The 21,782-nt window shown below is 74.0% G+C and carries 21 protein-coding genes; 6 read left to right on the top strand and 15 right to left on the bottom strand.

What is annotated here, in order from left to right:
- Window positions 1-10 precede the first annotated feature (10 nt).
- The 6 genes from ACQEU6_RS11375 to ACQEU6_RS11400 are packed head-to-tail and all read right to left on the bottom strand — an operon-like array spanning window position 11 to window position 6,492.
- A complete protein-coding gene (locus ACQEU6_RS11375) occupies window positions 11-871 on the bottom strand; it encodes a spermidine synthase (protein WP_499331299.1) in 861 nt (286 codons plus the stop codon).
- Window positions 872-914: 43 nt separating this feature from the next.
- Entirely contained in the window at window positions 915-1,943 is a 1,029-nt protein-coding gene (locus ACQEU6_RS11380; protein ID WP_499331300.1) for an ABC transporter ATP-binding protein, read from the bottom strand.
- Window positions 1,927-2,961 (bottom strand): ABC transporter ATP-binding protein, encoded by a 1,035-nt coding sequence (locus ACQEU6_RS11385; RefSeq protein WP_499331302.1) that lies wholly within the window; start codon window positions 2,959-2,961, stop codon window positions 1,927-1,929. Before ACQEU6_RS11385 ends, ACQEU6_RS11380 begins: the two co-directional genes overlap by 17 nt.
- Window positions 2,962-2,969: 8 nt before the next feature.
- Complete coding sequence (locus ACQEU6_RS11390; RefSeq protein ID WP_499331304.1) at window positions 2,970-3,932, bottom strand: ABC transporter permease; 963 nt, start codon at window positions 3,930-3,932, stop codon at window positions 2,970-2,972.
- 7 nt (window positions 3,933-3,939) lie between these two features.
- Window positions 3,940-4,866, bottom strand: a complete 927-nt coding sequence (locus ACQEU6_RS11395; RefSeq protein ID WP_499331306.1) for an ABC transporter permease — start codon at window positions 4,864-4,866, stop codon at window positions 3,940-3,942.
- A gap of 6 nt (window positions 4,867-4,872) precedes the next feature.
- Window positions 4,873-6,492, bottom strand: coding sequence for a peptide ABC transporter substrate-binding protein (locus ACQEU6_RS11400; RefSeq protein WP_499331307.1), 1,620 nt, complete (start codon window positions 6,490-6,492; stop codon window positions 4,873-4,875).
- Between the two features lie 206 nt (window positions 6,493-6,698).
- Here ACQEU6_RS11400 and ACQEU6_RS11405 point away from each other — a divergent pair, with 206 nt between their 5' ends.
- Window positions 6,699-8,099: a M20/M25/M40 family metallo-hydrolase gene (locus ACQEU6_RS11405; RefSeq protein ID WP_499331309.1), complete on the top strand. Its 1,401-nt coding sequence runs from the start codon at window positions 6,699-6,701 to the stop codon at window positions 8,097-8,099.
- Window positions 8,100-8,156: 57 nt separating this feature from the next.
- Here the strand turns inward: ACQEU6_RS11405 and ACQEU6_RS11410 are convergent, their stop codons facing one another.
- From ACQEU6_RS11410 to ACQEU6_RS11420, 3 genes are all read right to left on the bottom strand, one after another.
- Window positions 8,157-8,933 (bottom strand): ABC transporter permease, encoded by a 777-nt coding sequence (locus ACQEU6_RS11410; protein ID WP_499331311.1) that lies wholly within the window; start codon window positions 8,931-8,933, stop codon window positions 8,157-8,159.
- Window positions 8,930-9,925, bottom strand: a complete 996-nt coding sequence (locus ACQEU6_RS11415; RefSeq protein WP_499331313.1) for an ATP-binding cassette domain-containing protein — start codon at window positions 9,923-9,925, stop codon at window positions 8,930-8,932. Before ACQEU6_RS11415 ends, ACQEU6_RS11410 begins: the two co-directional genes overlap by 4 nt.
- Window positions 9,926-10,075: 150 nt before the next feature.
- Complete coding sequence (locus ACQEU6_RS11420) at window positions 10,076-10,720, bottom strand: PadR family transcriptional regulator (RefSeq protein ID WP_499331316.1); 645 nt, start codon at window positions 10,718-10,720, stop codon at window positions 10,076-10,078.
- Window positions 10,721-10,821: 101 nt separating this feature from the next.
- Here ACQEU6_RS11420 and ACQEU6_RS11425 point away from each other — a divergent pair, with 101 nt between their 5' ends.
- The 3 genes from ACQEU6_RS11425 (at window position 10,822) to ACQEU6_RS11435 (ending at window position 13,644) form a co-directional block, all read left to right on the top strand.
- A complete protein-coding gene (locus ACQEU6_RS11425) occupies window positions 10,822-11,778 on the top strand; it encodes a hypothetical protein (RefSeq protein WP_499331318.1) in 957 nt (318 codons plus the stop codon).
- A gap of 64 nt (window positions 11,779-11,842) precedes the next feature.
- Complete coding sequence (locus ACQEU6_RS11430) at window positions 11,843-12,880, top strand: MBL fold metallo-hydrolase (protein WP_499331320.1); 1,038 nt, start codon at window positions 11,843-11,845, stop codon at window positions 12,878-12,880.
- Window positions 12,881-13,005: 125 nt separating this feature from the next.
- Window positions 13,006-13,644 (top strand): pyridoxamine 5'-phosphate oxidase family protein, encoded by a 639-nt coding sequence (locus ACQEU6_RS11435; RefSeq protein ID WP_499331322.1) that lies wholly within the window; start codon window positions 13,006-13,008, stop codon window positions 13,642-13,644.
- A 99-nt stretch (window positions 13,645-13,743) separates the two neighbouring features.
- On the opposite strand, the gene ACQEU6_RS11440 is transcribed toward ACQEU6_RS11435, so the two are convergent.
- Window positions 13,744-13,932: a DUF5302 domain-containing protein gene (locus tag ACQEU6_RS11440; RefSeq protein ID WP_185024029.1), complete on the bottom strand. Its 189-nt coding sequence runs from the start codon at window positions 13,930-13,932 to the stop codon at window positions 13,744-13,746.
- A gap of 141 nt (window positions 13,933-14,073) precedes the next feature.
- Between ACQEU6_RS11440 and ACQEU6_RS11445 the strand changes: the two genes are divergently transcribed.
- On the top strand, window positions 14,074-15,501 hold the full coding sequence (locus ACQEU6_RS11445) for a cytochrome P450 family protein (RefSeq protein ID WP_499331324.1): 1,428 nt from the start codon (window positions 14,074-14,076) through the stop codon (window positions 15,499-15,501).
- Window positions 15,502-15,512: 11 nt separating this feature from the next.
- Here ACQEU6_RS11445 and ACQEU6_RS11450 read toward each other — a convergent pair whose 3' ends face one another.
- Window positions 15,513-15,872 (bottom strand): DUF7668 domain-containing protein, encoded by a 360-nt coding sequence (locus ACQEU6_RS11450; RefSeq protein ID WP_499331325.1) that lies wholly within the window; start codon window positions 15,870-15,872, stop codon window positions 15,513-15,515.
- A 95-nt stretch (window positions 15,873-15,967) separates the two neighbouring features.
- On the opposite strand from ACQEU6_RS11450, the gene ACQEU6_RS11455 reads away from it, so the two are divergent.
- Window positions 15,968-16,375, top strand: coding sequence for a DUF2795 domain-containing protein (locus tag ACQEU6_RS11455; RefSeq protein WP_499331327.1), 408 nt, complete (start codon window positions 15,968-15,970; stop codon window positions 16,373-16,375).
- A 7-nt stretch (window positions 16,376-16,382) separates the two neighbouring features.
- Here the strand turns inward: ACQEU6_RS11455 and ACQEU6_RS11460 are convergent, their stop codons facing one another.
- The 4 genes from ACQEU6_RS11460 to ACQEU6_RS11475 form a co-directional block, all read right to left on the bottom strand.
- Window positions 16,383-17,879 (bottom strand): FAD-dependent monooxygenase, encoded by a 1,497-nt coding sequence (locus ACQEU6_RS11460; RefSeq protein ID WP_499331329.1) that lies wholly within the window; start codon window positions 17,877-17,879, stop codon window positions 16,383-16,385.
- A gap of 105 nt (window positions 17,880-17,984) precedes the next feature.
- Window positions 17,985-19,586: a long-chain-fatty-acid--CoA ligase gene (locus tag ACQEU6_RS11465; protein WP_499331331.1), complete on the bottom strand. Its 1,602-nt coding sequence runs from the start codon at window positions 19,584-19,586 to the stop codon at window positions 17,985-17,987.
- Between the two features lie 77 nt (window positions 19,587-19,663).
- Complete coding sequence (locus ACQEU6_RS11470; protein WP_499331332.1) at window positions 19,664-20,527, bottom strand: hypothetical protein; 864 nt, start codon at window positions 20,525-20,527, stop codon at window positions 19,664-19,666.
- Between the two features lie 49 nt (window positions 20,528-20,576).
- Window positions 20,577-21,731: a cytochrome P450 gene (locus tag ACQEU6_RS11475; RefSeq protein WP_499331333.1), complete on the bottom strand. Its 1,155-nt coding sequence runs from the start codon at window positions 21,729-21,731 to the stop codon at window positions 20,577-20,579.
- Between the last annotated feature and the right edge of the window lie 51 nt (window positions 21,732-21,782).

The raw sequence follows: 21,782 nt of genomic DNA on the forward strand, positions 1-21,782 counted from the left end.
TCGCCATCGGTCAGGACCTGCCGAAGACCTGCGGCGGCGGGACGGGCGCGACGATCTCCTCGCCGTCGCGCAGCGGGGCGGCGCCGGCGCAGAACGCCGCGAGGTCGCCGTCCTCCAGCAGGCGGGCGCGGGCGGCGCCGCCCGCGGCGCGGCGCGTCAGCTCCGCCGCGGGGAGCGGCTCCCGGGACGCGGCCACGATCAGGTTCCCGAAGCGGCGGCCCCGCAGCACGCCCGGGTCGCCCATCAGCAGCGCGTGCCGGAACACCGACCGGATCGTCGAGGTCACCCGCCGGGCGAACGGCAGCCGGAAGCCGTCGGCGACGTTGGCCAGGTAGACGCCCCCGGGCCGCAGCACCCGCGCGGCGTCCAGGACGAACTCGCGGGTCGCGAGCTCCGGCGGCATCGACGCCCCGGCGAAGGCGTCCATCACGACCAGGTCGTCGGCCTCGTCCGCCAGCGCCGCGATCCCCGAGCGCCCGTCGGTGACACGGATCCGCAGGCCGGCGACGCCCTTGACCGGCAGCTGCTCCCGGACGACCTGCACCAGCGCCGCGTCCGGCTCCAGCACCACCTGCCGCGAGCCGGGCCGGGTCGCGGCGATGTAGCGGGGCAGGGTGCACCCGGCGCCGCCGACGTGGACCGCGTCGAACGCCTCCCCTGCCAGTCCGAGCGAGTCGACGACGTCGCCCATCAGCCGCATGTACTCGAAGTCGAGGTAGGTGGGGTCGGACAGGTCCACGTACGACTGGGGGACGCCGTCGACCAGCAGCATCCAGCCGCCGTCGCGGTCGGCGTCGCGCAGCAGCTCGGCCTCCCCGCCGGCGATCTCGTAGGTTCGCGGACGGGGGGCGTGCCTGCCCTTGCGTGCCATGGCCCCCACCCTACGGACAGCGGGCCCCGGAGCCCGCGACACCTCAGGTCTGCTCCGTCACGTCCGTCAGGGCGGCCTCCGCCGCGAAATGGCAGGCGCTGGGGTGGGCGGAGCCGTCCCGCTCCTCCAGGGCGGGCGGCTGCTCCGCGCAGACGTCGCGCGCCTTCCAGCAGCGGGTGCGGAACCGGCAGCCGGACGGCGGGTCCAGCGGCGACGGCGGCTCGCCCTCCAGCCGGATCTGCTCCGCCCAGCCCGGCGCGTCCGGGTCGGGCACCGGGACGGCCGACAGCAGCGCCTGCGTGTACGGGTGCGTGGGGTGCTCGTAGATCTGGGCCTCGTCGCCGGTCTCGACGACCTTGCCCAGGTACATCACCGCGATCCGGTCGGAGATGTGGCGGACGGCGGCCAGGTCGTGTGCGATGAACACGTACGCCAGGCCGAGTTCGCGCTGCAGCTCGGCGAGCAGGTTCATCACCTGCGCCTGGACGGAGACGTCCAGCGCCGACACCGGCTCGTCGCACACGATGACGTCGGGCCGCAGCGCCAGGGCGCGGGCGATGCCGACGCGCTGGCGCTGCCCGCCGGAGAACTGGTGCGGGTAGCGGTTGACGTGCCCGGGGTCGAGGCCGACGAGCTCCAGCAGTTCCCGCACGCGCCCGCGCCGCTCGCCCTTCGGCGCGACCTCGGGATGGACGGCGAACGGCTCCCCCACGATGTCGCCGACCGTCATCCGCGGGTTGAGCGAGGAGTAGGGGTCCTGCATCACCATCTGCACGCGGCGGCGCAGCGCCCGCAGCTCCGGCTTCGGCAGCGCGAAGATGTCGCGGCCGTCGAAGCGGACGGTCCCCGCGGTGGGGCGCTCGGCGGCGAGCAGCAGCTTGGCCAGGGTCGACTTCCCGCACCCGGACTCCCCGACGATCCCGAGGGTCTCTCCGCGCCGCAGCTCCAGGTCCACCCCGTCCACGGCCTTGATCTGGCCGACCGCGCGCTTGACGACGACGCCGCGGGTCACGGGGTAGTGCTTGACGAGCCCCTCCACCCGCAGGATCGGGTCCTCACTCGGCTCCGGCACCGTGCACCTCCTCGGCGAAGTGGCAGGCGGCCTCGTGCCCGGGGGCGACGGTGACGAGCGGCGGCCGCTCCGCCGCGCAGAGCGCCTCGGCGCGGGGGCAGCGCGGCTGGAACGGGCAGCCCGGCGGGAGCGCGGCCGGGTTCGGCGGCGCCCCCTTGATCGGGACGAGCGGGCCGCCGCGCCGGTCGAGGCGCGGCACCGAGGCCAGCAGGCCCCTGGTGTAGGGATGGGCGGGCCGCGCGTACAGCTCCCGGGCGGGCGCCTGCTCGGCGACCGACCCCGCGTACATGACGACGATCCGGTCGGCGACGCCCGCGACGACGCCGAGGTCGTGGGTGATCAGCACCATGCCCATGCGCAGCTCGTCCTGGAGCCCGGCCAGCAGCCGCATGATCTGCGCCTGCACGGTCACGTCGAGCGCGGTGGTCGGCTCGTCGGCGATCAGCACGTCCGGCTCCAGCGCCAGCGCCATCGCGATCATGATGCGCTGCCGCATGCCGCCGGAGAACTGGTGCGGGTAGTCGCCGAGCCGCTTGGCGGCGGACGGGATCCGCACCCGCTCCATCAGCTCGACGGCCTTCGCCGTGGCGTCGCGGCGGCCGAGCCCCCGGTGCACCCGGAACATCTCGCGGAGCTGGTCGCCGACCGTGAAGACCGGGTTGAGCGCGGTCAGCGCATCCTGGAAGATCATCGAGATGCGGTCGCCGCGGTAGGCGCGGCGCCGCCGCTCCGGCAGGCCGAGCAGCTCCTCGCCGCGCAGCCTGACCGAGCCGCGCTCGACGCGGGCGGGCGGGACGTCCAGGATGCCCATGACGGCCTGCGCCGCGACGCTCTTGCCCGATCCCGACTCGCCGAGGATCGCGAGCGTCTCCCCCTCGCCGAGCGTGTACGACAGCCCGTTCACCGCGTGCACGTCCTGGTCCCGTACGCGGAACCGGACGTGCAGGTCCTCGACGCTCAGGAGCGGCGCCGGCGGCTCCGGGGCCGGAACCGGTTCGTCCTTCAGGTCCGTGGTCATGTCTCGGCTCACCGCAGTTTGGGGTCGAGGGCGTCGCGGACGGCGTCGCCGAGCATCAGGAAGCTCAGCACCGTCGCCGACAGGAACAGCGCGGGGAAGATCAGCAGGTGCGGGTGGTCGACGAAGGAGTCCTTCGCCTGGTTGAGCTGGAGCCCCCAGGAGACCTCCGGGTACTGCAGGCCGACGCCGAGGAAGTCCAGCGTCGCCTCGCCCACGATCACGTGGCCCACGTTGAGGGTGGCCACCACGATCACCGGGGCGATCGCGTTCGGCAGGATGTGCCGGAGCATGATCCGCCGGTCTGACGCGCCGAGCAGCCGCGCCGCCTGCACGTAGTCGGCGTCCCGGACGGAGATGACCTGCCCCCGCATGATGCGGATCATCGTCGTCCAGCCGAGCAGGACCAGCACCAGCGTCATCGCCCCCACGCCGTGCGAGGGGAACGCGACCAGGATCACGGTGGCGCCGAGCACGAACGGCAGCCCGAAGAAGACGTCGGTCAACCGGGCGATCAGCGCGTCGACGAGCCCGCCGTAGTATCCGGCGAGCAGCCCGAACAGCAGCGCGATCAGCAGCGCGAACACGGTGACGGCGACGCCGATCAGCAGGGTCGGGCGGGCGCCGTGCACGACGTGCGCGTAGTAGTCGCAGCCCGCGAGGTCGGTGCCGAACCAGTGGTCGCCGGACGGCCCGAGCTTGGCGTCGTTGGGGTCGCAGCCCTCGTTGACGGCCGTGGCGGTGAACAGCCGCGGGACCACGGCCATGACCGTCACGAGCGCGAGGACCGCCACCGAGCCCCAGAAGACCCAGCGGCGCCGCAGCTCGTGCCACGCGTCGTCCCACAGCGAGGCCCGGCCGATCGCCCCGCCGGCGGCGGCGACCGCGGCCGCGCTCGTCCCCGGGGCCCCGCCGCCGGGCGCCGGCTCCGGCTCCGCGCCCGGCGGCCCCGCGTCCGGCTGCTTGATGGTCATGCGCTCCTCACTCGTACCTGATCCGCGGGTCGAGCACCCCGTACAGCAGGTCCACGACCAGGTTGACCAGCAGGAAGATCAGCACCAGCAGGGTGACCGCGCCGACCACGACCGGCCCCTCCTTCAGCTGGATCGACTGGAACACCTGCTCCCCGATGCCCGGCAGGTTGAAGATGCCCTCCGTCACGATCGCGCCGGCCATCATGTTCCCGAAGTCGACGCCGAGGTAGGTCACCACCGGGATCAGCGAGTTGCGCAGGGCGTGCCGGCCGACCACCCGCGCCCGCGACAGGCCCTTGGCGTTCGCCGTCCGCACGTAGTCGGCCCGCAGGTTCTCCGACAGGCTCGTCCGGGTCAGCCGCGCCACGTACGACAGGCCGAGGGAGCCGAGCACCATCCCGGGCAGCAGGTAGGACATCGGCCAGCCGTCGTCCGTCCCGGCCGTGGGGAAGACCTGCCAGTGCAGCCCGAACAGGAGCTGCGCGGTGTAGCCGAGCACGAACACCGGCACCGCGATCACCAGCGTGGTCCCGCTGAGGACGAGGCTGTCGGCGAACTTCCCACGGCGCAGCCCCGCCCAGACGCCGAGCAGGATCCCGACGACCAGCTCGAAGACCCAGGCGGTGACGGCGAGCTGCACCGTCACCGCCCAGCGCCCGCTGAGCATCTCCGACACGCTCTGGCCGGTGTAGTTCTCGCCGAGGTCGCCCTGGAGGAGGCCCCACATGTACTTCGCGTACTGCACCAGCAGCGGGTCGTTCAGGTTGTAGCGGTCCCGGAGCGTCTCCAGGACGTTGTCCGGGACCGGCTTGTCCCCGGCGAGCGCCTGGATCGGATCGCCCGGCAGCGCGAACACCATCGCGTAGATGAGCAGCGTGGTGCCGATGAAGACGGGGATCGCCTGCAGGAGCCGCCGGAGGACGTAGCGCCACATCGCCGGCTACTTCACCGTCACTTCGGTGGCGATCAGCCCCGTCGAGAACGGGGTGATCGTGACGTCGTCCACCCGCTTCGAGCGGCCGCCCTCGCCCGCCCACGTCCACAGCGGGATCATCGGCATCTCGCGGACGGCGACGTCCTCGGCCTGGTTGTAGAGCGCGTTGGCCTGCTGCTGGTCCGACGCCTTGTTCGCCTTGGCGATGAGGTCGTCGAACTCCGTGCTCTTCCAGCCCATGCGGTTGCCCGCCGAGCCCCACATGTTCTCCAGGTAGTTCTGCGGGCTCGGGTAGTCGGCCTCCCAGTTCTGCCGGTAGGGGCCCTTCTCCTTGCGGTCGCTCAGCAGGGAGAAGTAGTCGGACGCGGGCACCTGCCGGAACTGGATGTCCTTGATGCCGAGGTTGTCGCGCAGGGAGTTGGCGACGATCCGCATCCACTGCGCGTAGGTCGGCTGCGCGTTGGAGAAGTACAGCTCCAGCGTCCCGGAGAACCCGCCGGCCTTGTCGAACAGCTGCCTGGCCTTGGCGGGGTCGTAGGTGCACAGCTCGCCGCAGGCGTTGGCGCGGTGGCCCGGGATGATCGACGGGATCAGCGAGTCGGCGGGGAAGTAGGAGCCGTTGAAGACCGCCTTGTTGATGCCCTGGCGGTCGATGGCCATCGAGATGGCCTTGCGGAGGTCGGGGTTGGCGAACCGCTTGTCGAACACCGGGAGGCCGAGGTAGTCGGTCGTGCTCATCTTGCGGGCGAGGAACCGGTCGCCGAGGAGCCGCTTGGCCTCGGGGACCTTGGCGGACGGGATGGTCTGGAGCACGTCGATGCGGCCCGCCCGCAGGTCGGTGTAGGCGGTGTCGGCGCTGGAGTAGCTCTTCCAGGTCACGCCCTTGTTCTTCGCCTTGCGCGTCCCCGCGTAGCCGGGGAACGCGACGAGCTTGACCTGCTTGTTGCGCTCCCAGTTCCCGTCCATCTTGTACGGGCCGTTGCCGATCGGGTGGTCGTCGAACGCCTTGGGGTCCTTGAGCCCGGCCTTCGGCATCGGCGCGTACGCCGGGTAGGTCAGCAGCAGCGGGAACTGGCTGAACGGGTCGTTGAGCGTGACCTTGAGCGTGCTCTGGTCGACGACCTCGATCCCGGAGAGCTTGTCGGCCTTCGGCTCGGCCTTCTCGTCCTCGGGGTTCATGTCCTCGTACCCCTTGATGTACGAGAAGTAGTCGTTGGCGCCCATCGCGTTCGGCCCGTAGGCGGCGTTGTTCCACGCGTCGGCGAAGCTCTGCGCCGTCACCGGCTCCCCGTTGTGGAACTTCTGGCCGGCCCTGACCTTGATCGTCCAGACCTTCTGGTCGTCGGAGGTGACCGACTCGGCCGCCAGCGGGACGGCCTTGCCGTCCTTGGTCAGGTCCATCAGGTTGTCGAACAGCTCGGTGATCACGTCGAAGGCGTAGCTGCCGGTCGTGTTGGCGGGCATCAGGTGGTCGGGCTCGGAGTGGCCCACGGTGAACGTGCCGTCGCTCGCCTTGGCGTCGTCCCCGCCGCACGCCGAAAGGCCGAGCGACGCGGCCAGCGCCACCGCCGCGAGACCCGCGACGTTCGACCGGAGACCCCTTCCGGCACCCCTCAGGCTGGTCATGCTCCTCCTCGGCCTGTCGTTCGGCGCACGGGCTCTTGACCGCCCGCCGTCCCTGGAACGCTCGCAGCGTCGTACTCAGCGTGGCAGTTTGGGTACGGCGCTGACGGAGTCGCAACCGGATCGAGACGAACTTGATCATTCGTTGACACTGGTCAGCGAGGGAGCAAAATGAAGCCTCGTTGCGGAAGGGGAGCGAGGGGGCAGTGGTGCGGTTCGATCAGGCGGGCGGGACGGCCGGCGGCACGGTGGAAGACAAGGTGGACGGCAAGGCGGACGGCAGGGCGGGTGGCGCGGCGGACGGCACCGGAGGTGACCGGGCCGGCGCCGAGGCGGCGGCGATCTGCGCCGACCTGATCAGGTTCGCCACCGTGAACCGGGGCGAGGGGGTGGCCGAGCCGGAGCGCCCGGCCGCCGAGTACGTCGCCGGCCTGCTGGACGAGGCCGGCGTCCGGGCGACGGTCGTGGAGTCGGCGCCGGGCCGCGCGAGCGTGCTCGCCCGCGTCCCCGGCACGGACCCGTCCCATCCGGCGTTCCTGGTCCACGGGCACCTGGACGTGGTGCCCGCGGACCCGGCGGACTGGACGGTCCCGCCGTTCGCCGGCGAGGTGCGGGACGGGTGCGTGTGGGGACGCGGCGCCGTCGACATGAAGGGCAGCCTCGCGATGACGCTCGCGACCGTGCGGGCGCGGCTGCGCGAGGGGCGGCGCACCCGCGGCGACCTGGTGCTGGCGTTCCTGGCCGACGAGGAGTGCACCGGCGACTACGGCTCCCGGTACGTGGCGCGCGAGCACCGCGCGTTCTTCGAGGGCTGCACGGAGGCGATCAGCGAGTCCGGCGGGTTCAGCGTCGACGCCGGCGGAACGCGGATCTACCCGATCGCGACCGGCGAGCGCGGCACGACCTGGATGCGGCTGGCGGCGCGCGGGACCGCCGGGCACGGGTCCAAGCCGGCGCCCGACAACGCGGTCGCCGAGATCGCGCACGCGGTCTCCCGGCTCGCCTCCCATGAGTGGCCGGTCCGGCTGACGCCGGGGGTGCGGGCCCTGCTGGACGGGCTCGCGGACGCCCTCGGCACGTCCATCGACCACGACCGCCTCGACGCGGAGGCGGCCCGGCTGGGACGCGCCGGGCACCTGTTCGCGGGGACGATCCGCAACTCGGCGAACCCGACCCGGCTCGACGCCGGCTACAAGGTCAACGTCGTGCCGGGCACGGCGTCCGCGCAGGTCGACGGCCGCTACCTGCCCGGCACGGGCGAGGAGTTCCTCGCCACGATCGACCGGCTGCTCGGCCCGAAGGTGACCCGCGAGTTCATCAACTACGAGGAGGCTCCCGCGGCCGACCCCGCGGGCCCGACGTTCGCCGCGCTCGCCGGCGCGCTCCGCGCCGAGGACCCGCTCGCGCGCCCCGTCCCGTACGTGATGGCGGGGGGGACCGACGCGAAGTCGTTCCACCGCATCGGCATCACGAGCTTCGGTTTCGCGCCGCTGCTGCTCGGCCCCGAGCTCGACTACTTCGGGATGTTCCACGGCGTGGACGAGCGGGTCCCGCTGGACGGCCTCGCCTTCGGGACGCGCGTGCTGGACCGCTTCCTCGGCACCCGTTAGCCCGGCAGGGGGTTCCGGTGCCGGCGGCCACCGGAACCCCCTCGGGCCTCTCCCCCGTCACTGCGACTTCTGGTAGCTCCGGAGCGAGTGGACCGCGAGCCCCACGGCGGCGGCGGTCAGCACGAGCAGCCATCCGCCGTGCGTCACGACGGCCCCCCGGTCGGGCTCGGCCGCGAGCGCCCCGCGCGACGCGTCCAGAGCCCAGCTCACCGGGTTGCCCTCCGCCACGTGCCGCATCCACGGCGGCATCAGGCCCTTGGCCATGAACGCCGACGACAGGAACGTCAGCGGCAGCAGCAGCATCACGTTCAGGCCGATGATCGTGTTGCGGTCGCGCACGAGCAGCGCGAGCGTGTTGGACAGCGCCGCGAGGACGACGCCGATCAGCACCGACGCGGCGACGAGCACCGCCAGGCCGGCGGGGCCGCCCGGGTAGCGCGCGCCCGCCGCCCGGCCCAGGGCGATGATCACGACCGACTGGAACGCCGTGCTGAGGGCCTGCTCGACGACGCCGGCGTTCGCGATCGCGCCGCGCCGCACCGGCGTGACGAGGAACCGGTCCAGGGTGCCGCGCTCGATCTCGTCCATGGTCGCCATCCCGGCGAAGGAGTTCAGCGACACCGCGTTCATGACCACCACGCCGGGCACGATGTAGTCCAGGTAGGACTGCGCGCCGAACCCGGGCAGCTCGGCCACCTTCCGGAACAGCCCGCCGAACAGGAACAGCCAGATCATGGGCTGCGCCAGCGTCATGACGACGACGGCGGGGTTGCGCGCCAGCGCTGACAGCCGCCGGTGCGTCATCCACCAGGTCCCGGTCGCGAGCGCGGTCATCGGGCACCTCCTGCGGCGGCGGTCTCGGCGTGGCCGGGGGCGTCGGCGCGCGCGAACCGGCGCCCGGCGTAGCGCAGGTACACGTCGTCCAGGGACGGCCGCGCGACGGTCGCCGCCGCGGCGGGGACGCCCGCCTGGTCGAGGGCGGCGAGGACGGCGGGCACGGCCGACGCGCCGTCGTCGGCGCGGGCGCTCAGGCGCGGCCCGTCCAGGACGACGTCGCGGACGCCGGAAAGGCGGCCGAGCGCCTCCCGCACCGGCGGCCCGGGCGGCGCCTCCCGCCATTCCACGTGGACGGCGTCGCCGCGCAGCTCGCCCTTGAGGGAGTCGGGGGTGCCCTCCACCACGACGCGGCCCCGGTCGACGATCGCCAGCCGCCGCGCGAGCCGGTCGGCCTCCTCCAGGTAGTGGGTGGTCAGCAGGATCGCGAGCTCGTCGTCGCCCGCCAGTCGCGCGATCTCGGCCCACATCGACGCGCGGGCCTCCGGGTCGAGACCGGAGGTGGGCTCGTCCAGGAACAGCACCCGCGGCCGGTGGACGAGGCCGAGCGCGACGTCGAGCCGGCGCCGCATGCCGCCGGAGTAGGTCTTCACCGGCCTGCCCGCCGCGTCCTCCAGCCCGAACCGGGCGAGCAGCTCGGCCGCGCGGCTCCGCACCCGCGCCCCGCCCATCCCGTGGAGGCGGCCCTGCAGGACGAGGTTGTCGCGGCCGCTCGCCTCGGGGTCGGCGCCGGACCGCTGCGACACCACGCCGATGAGGCGGCGGACCCGGTCGGGCCTGCGCAGCACGTCGTGCCCGGCCACGGCCGCGGCGCCCGCGTCCGGCCGGACCAGCGTGGTGAGGATCTTGACGGTGGTGGACTTGCCCGCCCCGTTGGGGCCGAGCAGGCCGAGGATCTCGCCCTGTCCGACCGTGACCGACAGGCCGTCCAGCGCCCGGACGTCGCCGGGGTAGTTCTTCACGAGGCCCTCGGCCTCGACGGCATGCGCCATGTTCTCCTCCGTGCCAGGAAACGTGCCGCACGAAGGGCCCCGGATAGGCTGGTGTCGCGTCACGCCGCCAGGGCCCGCCTCGCGCGGGTTCTCGGTGGTGGGTCCGGCCCGGCGGCGGTGTTGCAGCACCGCCGCCGGGCCTTTCGCTCGCTAGTCCTCCGGGGCTCCCCTCTCCGCCAGCTCGGCGATCTCGGGCGGCATCTCGCCGGTCGCGTGGAAGGAGCGCCACAGGTCGAGGTGCGGCAGCGTGCCGTCCTCGATCTCGGCGAGGAGGCCGCGCACCCACGCGGCCTCGGCGCGCCGCATCGCGAGGTCGTACTCGGCCTCCAGCAGGAAGAGGCGCGGCACCTCCGGCTCGCCCTCCAGCGCGGTCCGGTCGGCGGCGATCTCCCGCTCCATCGCGTCGAGGCGGCCGCGCAGCAGCGCCGCCGCCTCGTCGGGGCCGAGCGCGCCGAGGACCGAGAGCCCCGCCTCGAACCGGGGCCGCTCGCGCTCGGGCACCCCGATCAGCTCCCGGACCCAGTCGGCCAACTCGTCCCGCCCCGCGTCGGTGATGCCGTACACGGTGCGCTCGGGCCGCGCCCCTTCCCGGGCGCTCCCCTCGACGGCCAGGAACCCGTGCTTCTCCAGGTTGCGGACCACGGTGTAGAGCGAGCCCCACTTGATGTCCATGTCGCGGTCCTTGCCGCGGGCGCGGATCAGCGACGCCATCTCGTACGGGTGCATCGGCCTGGCGGTGACGGTCGACAGCACGGCGAGCCCCAGCAGGTTGCCCACCTTGCGCCGCTTGGCCATCCCCGCCTCCTCGCGAACGAGTATTCGTGGACGAGTATCACAGCCGCGGCCGCCTTCGTCCACCCCGATGCCCGCGCCTCAGGCGCGGGTAGAGATCGGACGTGGACTTCTCCAGCGCGGCCGACGACCTGTACGGCGTCCTGCCCGCCGACTTCGTGGAGACCCGGAACCGCCTGGCCCGGGAGGCGAAGGCGGCGGGCGACGCCGCGCTCGCGAAGCGGATCGGGGCGCTGCGGCGCCCCGCGCTCTCGGCGTGGGCGGTGAACCTCCTGGCGCGTTCGGCCGCGGACGAGCTCGCCGGCCTGCTGGACGTCGGCGAGGAGATGCGGGCGGCCTGGGGCTCGGGACGCCGCCTCGGCGACCTGGAGCAGCGCCGCGCCGGGCTGGTCGGGTTGCTCGTGCGGACCGCCGGCGAACTCGCCGCGGACGCGGGCGGCGCGCTGCGCGAGCAGGCCGCCCGCGAGGTGGAGGACACCCTCCAGGCCGCCACGGTGGACGCGGGCGTCGCCGAGGAGGTCCGCGAGGGACGGCTGTCGCAGCCCCGCAGCCATTCCGGCTTCGTTCCCGCCGGGTTCCCCATGGCGCCGCCGGATGGAGAAGAACGCGCGGAACCGGAGCCCGAGGAGAAGCGCGCCGCGCCGAAACCCTCTGAGGAGGAGGGCGCCGAGCGGAAGCGACCGCCTGGGAGGAAGGCGGAGCCGGCGAAGTCGAACGTCACGCGCACGAGCGCCGCCCGCGCCAAGCGGGCGGAGACGCTGCGCAAGCGCGCCGAGCAGGCCGAGGACAAGCTGGCCGAACGCGAGGAGCGGGCCGACGCGGCCCGGCGCGAGATGGAGGAGGCGTCCGCCGAGGTGGGGCGTATCCGGCACGATCTGGAACGGGCGATCGCCGAACGGGACGCCGCGTCCAGAAGGGCCGACCGCGCCGAGCAGAACCGCGCCCGCGCGGAGGCGGCCGTGCGGGAGGCCCGCGGGGCCGCCGCCGAGGCCCGCCGCGCCGCCGCCCGCGACCCGCACCCCCAACGGGCCCGCGACCGGGGCGGGGCGGGGCGGGGATAAACGGGATCTCCGGGATGAAGTAGGTTCTTCCCGAACATGGTTCGGCAATCAGAGGGGGCGCGCGGTGGCGGCACCGGTCGTGGAGCAGCCGACGGACTGGACCGAGCCGGGCGCTCATCCGGTGGCGCCCGGGGTGCACCGGATCCCCCTGGCGCTGCCGATCCCGTCGCTGCACGCCGTCAACGTGTACGTCGTCGAGGACGCCGAGGGCCTCGTGGTCGTGGACTCCGGCTGGGCCATGCCCGACACGAAGGCCGCTCTCGAAGCCGCGCTCGCCGTCCTCGGGCATCGGCTGGACGACGTCGCGCAGTTCCTGGTCACCCACGCCCACTGGGATCACTACTCGCAGGCCCTGGCGCTGCGCGAGTCGTTCGGGACGCGGGTGCGGATCGGGCGGGGCGAGCGGCCGTCGATCGAGGCGTTCGACGCCCGCCGGGGGCTGCACCCCCGCCAGGTCGAACTGCTGCGCCGGTGCGGCGCGGACGAGGTGGCCGACGAGATCGCGGGCCGGCCCGTGGAGCGTTCCGAGCGGGACGTCCCGCACACCATGCCGGACGCGTGGCTGGACGACGGGGAGCGCGTCGCCCTGACGGACCGGGGACTGGACGTCTTCGCCACCCCGGGGCACACGCGCGGCCACGTCGTCCTGCGCGACGCGGTGGCCGGGCTGCTGTTCGCGGGCGACCACATCCTGCCGCACATCACGCCGTCGATCGGACTGGAGACCGAGCCGGAGCCCAAGCCGCTGCGCAGCTACCTGGAGTCGCTGCGGCTGGTCCGCGACATGCCGGACACCGTGCTGCTGCCCGCGCACGGTCCCGTGCGGCCGAGCGTCCACACCCGGATCGACGAACTGCTGGAGCACCACGCAGAACGGCTGGACGCCGCCGCCGCGCAGGTCCGCGCCGGGCGCGCCACGGCCTTCGAGGTGGCGGCCGCGATGCCGTGGACGCGCCGCAGGCGCAGCCTCGACGACCTGGACGCGTTCAGCCGGATGCTGGCCGTGCTGGAGATCGAGGCGCATCTGGACGTCCTCGCCGACCGGGGCGCGCTGGACGCCCATGAGGAGGGCGGCGTCCGCCGCTACGCCCCGCGGCGCTGACGCTCCCGGCGTTCGGATCCGGCGCGCCGACGGGGTCCGGCTGCTTCCCCCGAGGGGCGCGGCCCGGTGCCCGCAACCCCCCGGGTTACGCTGATCTCCGGATTCTCCCGGCGGAAGGAGCGGCGATGACGGTCGCCTCCGAGTTCACTGCGATCACCTCCGCGCAGGAGCTGCGCGAGCTCCTCGGCGCGCCGATGCGGCGGGCCGTCGACAAGGAGCGGGTCACGCTGCACGAATGGGACCGCGCGTGGCTCGCCCGGTCCCCGTTCTGCCTGATCGCCACCAGTGACGCCGCCGGGAACTGCGACGTCTCCCCCAAGGGCGACCCTCCGGGGTTCGCGCACGTCATCGACGGCACGACGATCGCCGTCCCGGACCGTCCCGGCAACCGCCGCGCGGACGGGTTCATGAACCTGCTGAGCAACCCGCACGTCGGCTTGATCTTCTTCGTGCCGGGACGCACCGAGACCCTGCGGATCAACGGCCGGGCCATGCTCGTCCGGGAGGCGCCGTTCTTCGACGAGATGGTCGTCAAGGGGCACCGGCCCGCCCTCGCGCTCGTCGTGGACATCGAGCAGATCTTCTTCCACTGCGCGAAGGCGCTCATGCGCTCGAAGCTGTGGAAGCCGGAGTCGTGGAATCCCGAGGCCCTGCCGCCGCACGCCCGGATCGTCAAGGACGTCCAGTACACCGAGGAGAGCGTCGAGGAGCTCCGGGAGTACTACAGCGAGGCGAACTACGGCAAGAAGCTCTACCAGGGCTGACACGGCGGCCGCCGGCCGCGCCGCCGCTCGCGGGCGACGGGGGCGCCGCAGAACGCGAAGACCCCCGCGCCTTCCGCGCGGGGGTCTGCGAGCGTGCGGTCAGCCGCTCTTGCGGCGGAACTGCCGCTGGTGGTCGGCGCGCTCGTGGGTGCCGCGCACCTTCGAGCCGCTCCGGCCGCCGGCGCCGGCGTTCTTGCTCTCCGCGCCGCGCTTGCGCTCCAGCGCCTCCCGGAACCTGCGCTTCACCTCGTCCTCGCCGTCTTCGGGCGCTCCTGCGGAGTCGGCCATGCGGACCTCCAGCTCTTGTATGGGCACCCCTAGCGTCACATACCCCGCGAGAGCCGCGGGCTCGTGCACGCCGAAAGATCGCCGTGGGAGATTCCAGCATAAACCGGCCACCGGTGAACGATCTCTCCTAGGTTTGTGCACGTGGAGCCCCAGACGCCGCAGGCCGAGTCCGCCCCCGCCCATCCGCCGCTGGAGGCGCTCGCCGTCCAGCCGCTGCTGAACCGCGACCACGGGTCCCGTCCCGCGGCGTTCTACGAGGAGCTGCGCGCGGAGTACGGCCCCGTCGCGCCGGTGGACGTCCTCGGGGTGCCCGCCTGGCTCGTCGTCGGCTACGCCCAGACGCTCGACATCCTGCGCGACGCCCGCGGGAACTGGAGCCGCCGGGTCGGCACCTGGCGCGCGTACCGGGAGGGCGCGGTCCCGGCCGACTGGCCGATGCTGCCGGTGGTCGAGTCGGACAACTGCGGGTTCCGCGACGGCGCCGACTCCACCCGGCTGCGCGGCGCCTGGAGTGAGGGGCTGCGGCCGTTCCAGGACCGGGGCCGTCCGGAGGCGAAGGCGCTGGAGCAGGCCGTCCGGCGGTACGCCGACGAGCTGCTCACGGTGATCGCCGAGAGCGGCGGCCAGGCCGGGGAGGCGGACCTGGCGGCGCAGTACGCGCGGCCGCTGCCGCTGATGGTGATCGGGCGGCTGCTCGGCTCCGGGACCGGCGACGGCGACGGCGACGGCGACGACGACAGCGGCGACGAGCTGATCGCCGACCTGTGGCGAGTGATGGACGCGGGCCCGGACGCCCAGGAGGCGTCCGCCCGGCTGATCGCACGGGTCGCGGACCTGTGCGCGGCACGGGTCGCGGACCCCGGCGAGGACCTGCCGTCCTTCATGCTCGCCGCCGTGCCGGACCTGACCGCCGAGGAGCTGACCGCCGAGATGGCGATGATGACCGGCCTCGTCGGCGACGTGACGGGAACGCTGATCAGCAACACCATCACCGAGGTCCTCGCCGGCGAGACCGGCGCCGGCGACAGCCTGTCGGCCGGGATGCTCCAGGAGGCGGTCAACCGGGCGGCGGCCGCCAACCCGCCGTTGGCGAACCTGGCGTTCCGCTGGGCCAAGTCCGACGTGCGCCTCGGCCGCTTCCGGATCGCGGCGGGCGACCCGGTCATGGTCTCGCCCGCCGCCGCGCACCGGGACCCGGCGTTCGCGGCGGGCGGCGGCCCCGACTCGATCTACAGCTCGCGCGCCCATCTGGCGTGGAGCGCCGGGCCGCACGCCTGCCTCGGCCGCGACCTCGCCACCACCGTCACCACGATCGCGGTGGAGCGGCTGTTCGACCGCCTCTCCGGGCTGCGGCTCGCGCTGCCCGCCGACGAGCTCGCGTGGCGCTCGTCGCCGCTGATACGCGGCCTGCGGTCGCTGCCGGTCACCTTCGAGCCGACGGGGGCCCCACCCGAGCCGGGGCCCTCCCCCGCCGTCGAGGAGGCGGCCGAGCAGGAGGCCCCGGGCGAGGGAGGGCAGGACTCGCTCGTGCGGCGCGTCCTGCGGACGATGCGGCTGTCGCAGTCCTGACCGCCGCCGGCTCACCCGCCGGCGGGCTCTCCGACGCCGTCGACCTCCACGGTCCACACGCCGTCCATGGCCTCGGTGAGGGTGAGCCGCAGCACCAGGGCGGAACGCCCCTCCTGCGCCGTCCACAGCGGGAGGGCCACCCCGAAGACGCGCTCTCCGCCCGAGACCGGCTCGCCCCCGGTCACCTCAAGGTCGGCGAAGGCGCCGTCGGGCGGGCTGATCAGGTCGCGCCCGGACGCGGTCACCGCGTCGGCCATCTCCGAGGCGCTCAGCCTGCGTCCCTCGGTGAGGGTCTCGAGCTCCTCGTAGTCGCCGCGGACCAGCAGCCCGACCACGACCCGCACCGCGTTCACGCCCTCTTCCGGCAGCATGCGCCACACCGTACCGCGCCGCCGTCCGCGGGATCCCCCGCATGTTTGGACGCGCGCCCGGGAACGTTCAGTCCGATAGGCGCAGGGAGGTTGAGATGCCGGACAAGAGCGACAAGCACGGCGCGAAGCTGGACGAGGAGATCGGCCGCGAGACGCAGGGCATGGTCCGCGGCGGCCATCCCACCCACGCCGAGGAGTTCAAGGAGACCGAGCCGTTCTCCAACGACTACCCCGCCGACCCGGCGGCGGCCACCGCCGGCGACCGGGAGGGCTCCCCGCCCGGGATGAGCGCGCGGGACGTGGAGGGCCGCAGCGCCCTCGGCAGGATGCTCAGCGGCGCCCGCTACCCGGCCCGCCCGAACGAGCTGGTCCGGCACGCGGCCGAGGGCGGAGCCCCGGACCAGGCGCTCGACCAGCTGCGGACGCTGCCGAAACGCGAGTACGAGAACGTCGCCGACGTGGCCGAGCAGCTCGGCTACGGCCGCGAGGAGCGGCTCTACTGATCGAGCGCTACTGATCGGCGCCGGGGCCGCACCACCGGCTCAGCGCGTCCCGGATCGCCGCGGCGCGCCGGTCCGGCGCCGTCTCGTCGCTCGCCCAGGCGATGTAGCCGTCCGGGCGCACCAGCACGGTCGTGCGCGTCGCGCCACCGGCGACGGCGCAGTGCACGCGCCCGGCCCACCGCTTGGCCGCCGGGTAGGTGACCGCGGGGTCGTTCGCGGCGACGACCAGGACGAACCGGCCGTCCGCCGGCAGCCGGCCGAGCCTGCCGGCCCCGCCCAGCAGCGGGACGTCCGGGGCCCGCCTCCCGGTCAGGGGATGCGAACCGCGCGGCGCCGGGTAGGCGATGTCGATGCCGGAGACCGCGGCGGCGACCCGCCGCGCGGCGGGCGGGAAGCGGGTCGCCGCGAACGCCGTCGCGGCGCGGGCGGTCCGCAGCCATCGGGGCTCGGCGAAAGTGAACCGCAGCAGCGCGCCGCTCCTGCGCAGGACGGTCCTCCCGACAGGATGCCGCTCCTCGTGGTAGCTGTCGAGCAGCCATGACGGCGCCCAGCCGCGCAGTTCGGCGGCCAGCTTCCACCCGAGGTTCGCCGCGTCCTGCATCCCGGTGTTCATCCCCTGCCCGCCCGCGGGCGAGTGGACGTGCGCGGCGTCCCCGGCGAGGAAGACCCGTCCCACCCGGTAGCGCGGTACCTGCCGCTCGTCGCTGTGGAACCGGGACGTCCATCGGGGGTCTCGCATGCCGTGGTCGGTGCCGAGGGCGCGGCGGGTCACCTCGCGCAACTCGTCCATGTCGACCGGTTCGGAGTCGGGCGCCTGGTGGCGCCGGTTCCACGCGATCACCCGGTACCAGCCCTCCCCGAAGGGGGCGACGAACGCGAACGCGTCGCCGACGGCGCCGGCGGTGAGCACGTCTTCGGGCGCCTCGTCCAGCCGGACGTCGGCGAGCATCACCGACCGCACCACCGCGCGGCCGGGGAACGGCACTCCGAGCGCCCGCCGGACGGCGCTGCGGACGCCGTCGGCGCCGACCGCGTAGGACGCGCGGAAGGTCCGCGTCCCGCCGGCGGTCCGCGCGTCGATCTCCACACCCGCCGGGTCCTGGCGGAGCCCGACGGCCTCGGCGCCGTACACGATCTTCGCCCCGGCGGCCGCGGCCCGCTCCCTCAGGACGCGTTCGGTCTCGTACTGCGGTGTGACGAGGACGTACGGGAAGCGGCCCGGGAGCCGGGACATGTCGAGGTCGGCGGAGCCGAGCAGCCGCAGCCGATCGGTCCGCGTCCCCGTCGCGACCAGTTCGTCGGCGACGCCGCGCGCGTCCAGGATCTCCAGGGTGCGGGCGTGCACGGCGAACGCCCGCGTCAGGTCGGTCGTCTCCTCGGCACGGCGTTCCAGCACCGTGCAGCCGATCCCGGCCGCGGCCAGGTCCCCTGCCAGCAGAAGGCCCGTAGGGCCCGCTCCCACGATCAGCACGCGCCCGGTCGGTCCGTCGGTGGGCGGCATCATGCGCTCCTCTCGCTCGCACCCGGCGGCGCGGGTGCCCGGCGCAGAGGACACTTCCCGCGAACCGCCGCGCCTCACACGCCGGGAGGCCCCGCGACGGCGGGGTTCTCAGCCCTGGACGCGGCGCTCGCGCCCCGCCCACTCCTTCTCGCGGAGCTGGAACTTCTGGATCTTCCCGGTGGACGTCTTGGGCAGCTCGGCGACGAACTCCACCGCGTCGGGCGCCTTGTACCGGGCGAGGCCCGCCCGGACGTGCTCGACCAGCTCGGCCTCGGTGGCGGTGCGCCCCTCGCGCAGGACCACGAACGCCTTCGGGCGTTCGCCCCACCTGTCGTCCGGCACCGCGACGACCGCGACCTCCAGCACGGCCGGGTGCGAGTCGATCGCCCGTTCGACCTCGACCGTGGAGATGTTCTCCCCGCCGGAGACGATGATGTCCTTGGACCGGTCGCGCAGCTCGACGTAGCCGTCGGGGTGCCGGACGCCGAGGTCGCCGGAGTGGAACCAGCCGCCGCGGAACGCGTGCGCGGTGGCCTCCTCGTCCCGGTGGTAGCCCTTCATGACGTTGTTCCCGCGCATGACGATCTCGCCGAGCGTCGTCCCGTCGGCCGGGACGTCGTCCATGCCGCCGTCGACGACCCGCAGCCCGTCGGTCTGGATCATGCCGACGCCCTGCCTGGCCAGGAGGCGGGCCCGGTCACCGGCGGGCAGCCCCGCCCAGCCGGGCTGCGGCTCGCACACCGAGTACGGTCCGTAGGTCTCCGTCAGCCCGTACACGTGCACGATGTCCGCACCGAGCCCCTCCATCTGCCTGATGATCGTCGGGCTCGGCGGCGCGCCCGCCGTCGTGACGGTCAGCGGCCGCTCCAGCGGGTGCGCCTCCGCCGCGTTCGCGATCGTCACGAGGACGGTCGGGGCGCCGTTGAGGTGGGTGACGCCCTCGGCGTCGATGAGCCGCCAGATCTCCGCGGCGGCGACGGCGCGCAGGCACACCTGCGTCCCGCCGGTCGCGGCGAGCGCCCACGGCGTGCACCAGCCGTTGCAGTGGAACATCGGCAGCGTCCACAGGTAGACGCTCTCGGGGGTGTGCCGCGAGTGCACGACCTCGCCGAGCGCGTTGAGGTAGGCGCCGCGGTGCGTGTAGACGACGCCCTTCGGCCGGCCCGTGGTGCCGGACGTGTAGTTGATCGAGATGGCGGCGTTCTCGTCCGCGACGGCCCAGGGCAGCGGGTCGTCGGAACCGCGCTCCATCAGCTCCTCGTAGCCGATGCCGCCGACCGCCGGGTCGGGGTCGGCGCCGGCCGCGGGGAGGGTGACCGTCAGGGGCAGGGCGCCCGCGAGCGGCGCCGCCGACGGATGCAGCCCCGCGTCCACGACCAGTGCCTTCGCACCCGAATGACCGAGGATGTAGCGGATCTCGTCCGGTGCCAGCCGCGTGTTGATCGCCACGAGCACGGCCCCGGCGAGCGGCACCGCGAAATGCGCGACGAGGAGTTCGGGGACGTTGGGCGCCAGGTAGGCGACCCGGTCCCCGGGCTCGATCCCCGAGGCGCGCAGCGCGTTCGCCAGCCGGGTCGTCTCGGCGGCGAACGCGGCGTAGGTGGCGCGCCGGTCCCCGTGGGCGTAGGCGGTCTTGCCGGGGAACACCCGGGCCGACCGTTCGAGGAACGCGAGCGGGGTGAGCGCCGTGTGACCCGGGCCGTTGTCCATCGGGAGCCTCCGGTGCCGTCGGATGTGGCCTGCGTCTCCAGGATCCCACGCGCGCCCGTCCCGCACCCGGACGGCGGCTAGCGGCCGGCGTTGCGGGTCAGGATGGAGACGGCCCTGACGGTGGCGTACCCGCGCCATTCCAGTTCGGCGGCCGGCGAGTAGGAGGCGAAGTCGACGCGCCATCCGCCGTCGTCCTCCTGCATGCCGTCGAGCCGTCGAAGTTCGGCGGCCACGACCTCCGGCTCGAAGAGGGACCGGGCGGGGCGGCCCGGGTAGGGCGCGAAGTCGAGCGGGCGCAGCGTCTCGTCCTCCAAGCCGCCCTCCACGTGGAGGAGGCCGTCGTCCGGGACGTGCCCGCCGAGCAGGGCGAGGGCCTCCGTGTCGCCGGCGGCGTCGGCCAGCCACATGGCGAACTGCGCCTCCAGGGCGTGGAACGCGCCCTTGGCGCGGAGGGCGTCGAGGCAGTAGCGGGTGGCGCGGTCGAGCCAGGGGTGCCGCGCGACCGCGCGGTCGTGGGCGGCGACGCGCCGCGCCGTCGCGGCGACCACCGAGGTGATCTGCAGCGAGGACGACCCGGGGTCGGCCTCCGCCCAGAACGGCGCGCAACCCGCGGGGTCGGGGACGGCCAGGCCGAACGGCAGCCCGCCGTCGGGCAGTGTCACCGAGTCCAGCCAGTCGCAGAGCGCCACCGCCTCCGGTGCGGTCGCCGGGGCGAGTTCCTCGAAGACCTCGAAGGCGTGCAGCGCGGGGCCCGGCTGGCTCGTCCGCGACCGGAGGTCGGGCTCAAGGCCGTGGCCGTACCCGCCGTCGGGATTCCGGTAGGCGTTGAGCGCGGCGAGCAGGGCGTCCCGGTCGCCCTCCCCGGTCAGCAGTTCGAAGCGGCGGCGGTCCAGAGGACGCGCGTGCGTGGCCATGAAGTCGGATGCCTTGGACAGATCCATGCCTCCAGCGTGGCCGCCGGGGGCGCCCCCGTCTTGTAGGTTTCGGCCATCACCAGGTAAGGAACAGCTCCTTGGGCGAGCGGTGGATCAGGCTCGGCAGCATCTCCACCGGTTCCTCGACGCGCAGGCCCGGGAGCCGCGCGGTCAGCTCCTCCAGCGTGACGCGGACCTGTTCGCGGGCGAGCTGCGAACCCGGGCAGGCGTGCACGCCGTGCCCGAACGCCAGGTGCCGCTTCGGCTCGCGGGTGATGTCGAACTCGTCGGGCCGGTCGTGGGCCAGCGGATCGCGTCCGGCGGCGGCGTAGGCGACGAAGACCTCGGCGCCCGCGGGCAGTTCGGTGCCCGCCACCCGCACCGGCCGCGTCGTGACCCGGCGGAACCCCTGGACCGCCGGGTCGTAGCGCGCGGCCTCCTCGACGGCCGCCGGGATCAGCTCGGGCCGGGCGCACAGCAGCTCCCACTGCTCCCGGTCGCGCAGCAGATGCAGCACCGCCGTCCCGATGAGCGCCGTCGTCGTCAGGTGCCCGGCCAGCAGGATGTTCTGCAGGTTGGAGATCAGTGTGCCGTGCGGCTCGATCGCCCGCGCCATCTCACCGCACAGGTCGTCCCCCGGCTCCCGGCCCCGCACGTGCGCGTCCAGCACCCGCTTCATGCCCGCGACCCGCTCGGCGGCGGCGACCTGCTCGTCCGCGCCCATCGGCCGGAAGACCAGGTCCTCCGCCCGGTAGCCGCCCTCGATGAGGGCGGGCACCTCGTCCGGGTCGATGCCGAGCATGTGCCCGATCACCTCGCCCGGCAGGACGCGGGCGTACCGTCCCATCAGCTCGACGCGGTGGTCGCCGGCGAAGGACGCGACCAGTTCCCGGGCCCGGCGGGTGACGAACGGGAGGGCCGCGGCGACCCGCTTCGGCGACAGCCCCCGCGTCAGCGGCTCGCGCACCCGGCGGTGGTCGTCGCCGTCCGCCGTGAGCACGACGGGGCGGCCCTGCGGCAGCGACCGCAGCACCTCGACGGCCTCGGGCCCCGGGATCACGTCCGGCCGCAGCGCGTTCGCCGAGGAGAACGTGTCCGGATCGCGCAGCACCGCCCGCGCGTCGGCGTGCCGGGCGACGAGCCAGGCGTCCAGCTCGGGGACGAGGGTCAGGCCCTCGGCCTCGCGCGCCCGGGCGTAGAACGGATACGGGTCGGTCCGGTCGAACTCCACGGCGCCCCTCCAGAGGTCTGATCATCACCGTAGGAAATGGGAGTGCGGCGC

It is taken from the genome of Spirillospora sp. CA-108201 (assembly GCF_050936235.1).
GTDB lineage: Bacteria > Actinomycetota > Actinomycetes > Streptosporangiales > Streptosporangiaceae > Spirillospora.

Bases quoted from the DNA above. Each gene is read 5' to 3' on its own strand.
- ACQEU6_RS11460 (WP_499331329.1), bottom strand. From the start codon at position 17,879: ATGATGCCGCCCACCGACGGACCGACCGGGCGCGTGCTGATCGTGGGA.
- ACQEU6_RS11410 (WP_499331311.1), bottom strand. From the start codon at position 8,933: ATGACCGCGCTCGCGACCGGGACCTGGTGGATGACGCACCGGCGGCTG.
- ACQEU6_RS11395 (WP_499331306.1), bottom strand. From the start codon at position 4,866: ATGTGGCGCTACGTCCTCCGGCGGCTCCTGCAGGCGATCCCCGTCTTC.
- ACQEU6_RS11390 (WP_499331304.1), bottom strand. From the start codon at position 3,932: ATGACCATCAAGCAGCCGGACGCGGGGCCGCCGGGCGCGGAGCCGGAG.
- ACQEU6_RS11385 (WP_499331302.1), bottom strand. From the start codon at position 2,961: ATGACCACGGACCTGAAGGACGAACCGGTTCCGGCCCCGGAGCCGCCG.
- ACQEU6_RS11440 (WP_185024029.1), bottom strand. From the start codon at position 13,932: ATGGCCGACTCCGCAGGAGCGCCCGAAGACGGCGAGGACGAGGTGAAG.
- ACQEU6_RS11465 (WP_499331331.1), bottom strand. From the start codon at position 19,586: ATGGACAACGGCCCGGGTCACACGGCGCTCACCCCGCTCGCGTTCCTC.
- ACQEU6_RS11420 (WP_499331316.1), bottom strand. From the start codon at position 10,720: ATGGCCAAGCGGCGCAAGGTGGGCAACCTGCTGGGGCTCGCCGTGCTG.
- ACQEU6_RS11435 (WP_499331322.1), top strand. From the start codon at position 13,006: ATGACGGTCGCCTCCGAGTTCACTGCGATCACCTCCGCGCAGGAGCTG.
- ACQEU6_RS11455 (WP_499331327.1), top strand. From the start codon at position 15,968: ATGCCGGACAAGAGCGACAAGCACGGCGCGAAGCTGGACGAGGAGATC.
- ACQEU6_RS11375 (WP_499331299.1), bottom strand. From the start codon at position 871: ATGGCACGCAAGGGCAGGCACGCCCCCCGTCCGCGAACCTACGAGATC.
- ACQEU6_RS11400 (WP_499331307.1), bottom strand. From the start codon at position 6,492: ATGACCAGCCTGAGGGGTGCCGGAAGGGGTCTCCGGTCGAACGTCGCG.
- ACQEU6_RS11450 (WP_499331325.1), bottom strand. From the start codon at position 15,872: ATGCTGCCGGAAGAGGGCGTGAACGCGGTGCGGGTCGTGGTCGGGCTG.
- ACQEU6_RS11415 (WP_499331313.1), bottom strand. From the start codon at position 9,925: ATGGCGCATGCCGTCGAGGCCGAGGGCCTCGTGAAGAACTACCCCGGC.
- ACQEU6_RS11470 (WP_499331332.1), bottom strand. From the start codon at position 20,527: ATGGATCTGTCCAAGGCATCCGACTTCATGGCCACGCACGCGCGTCCT.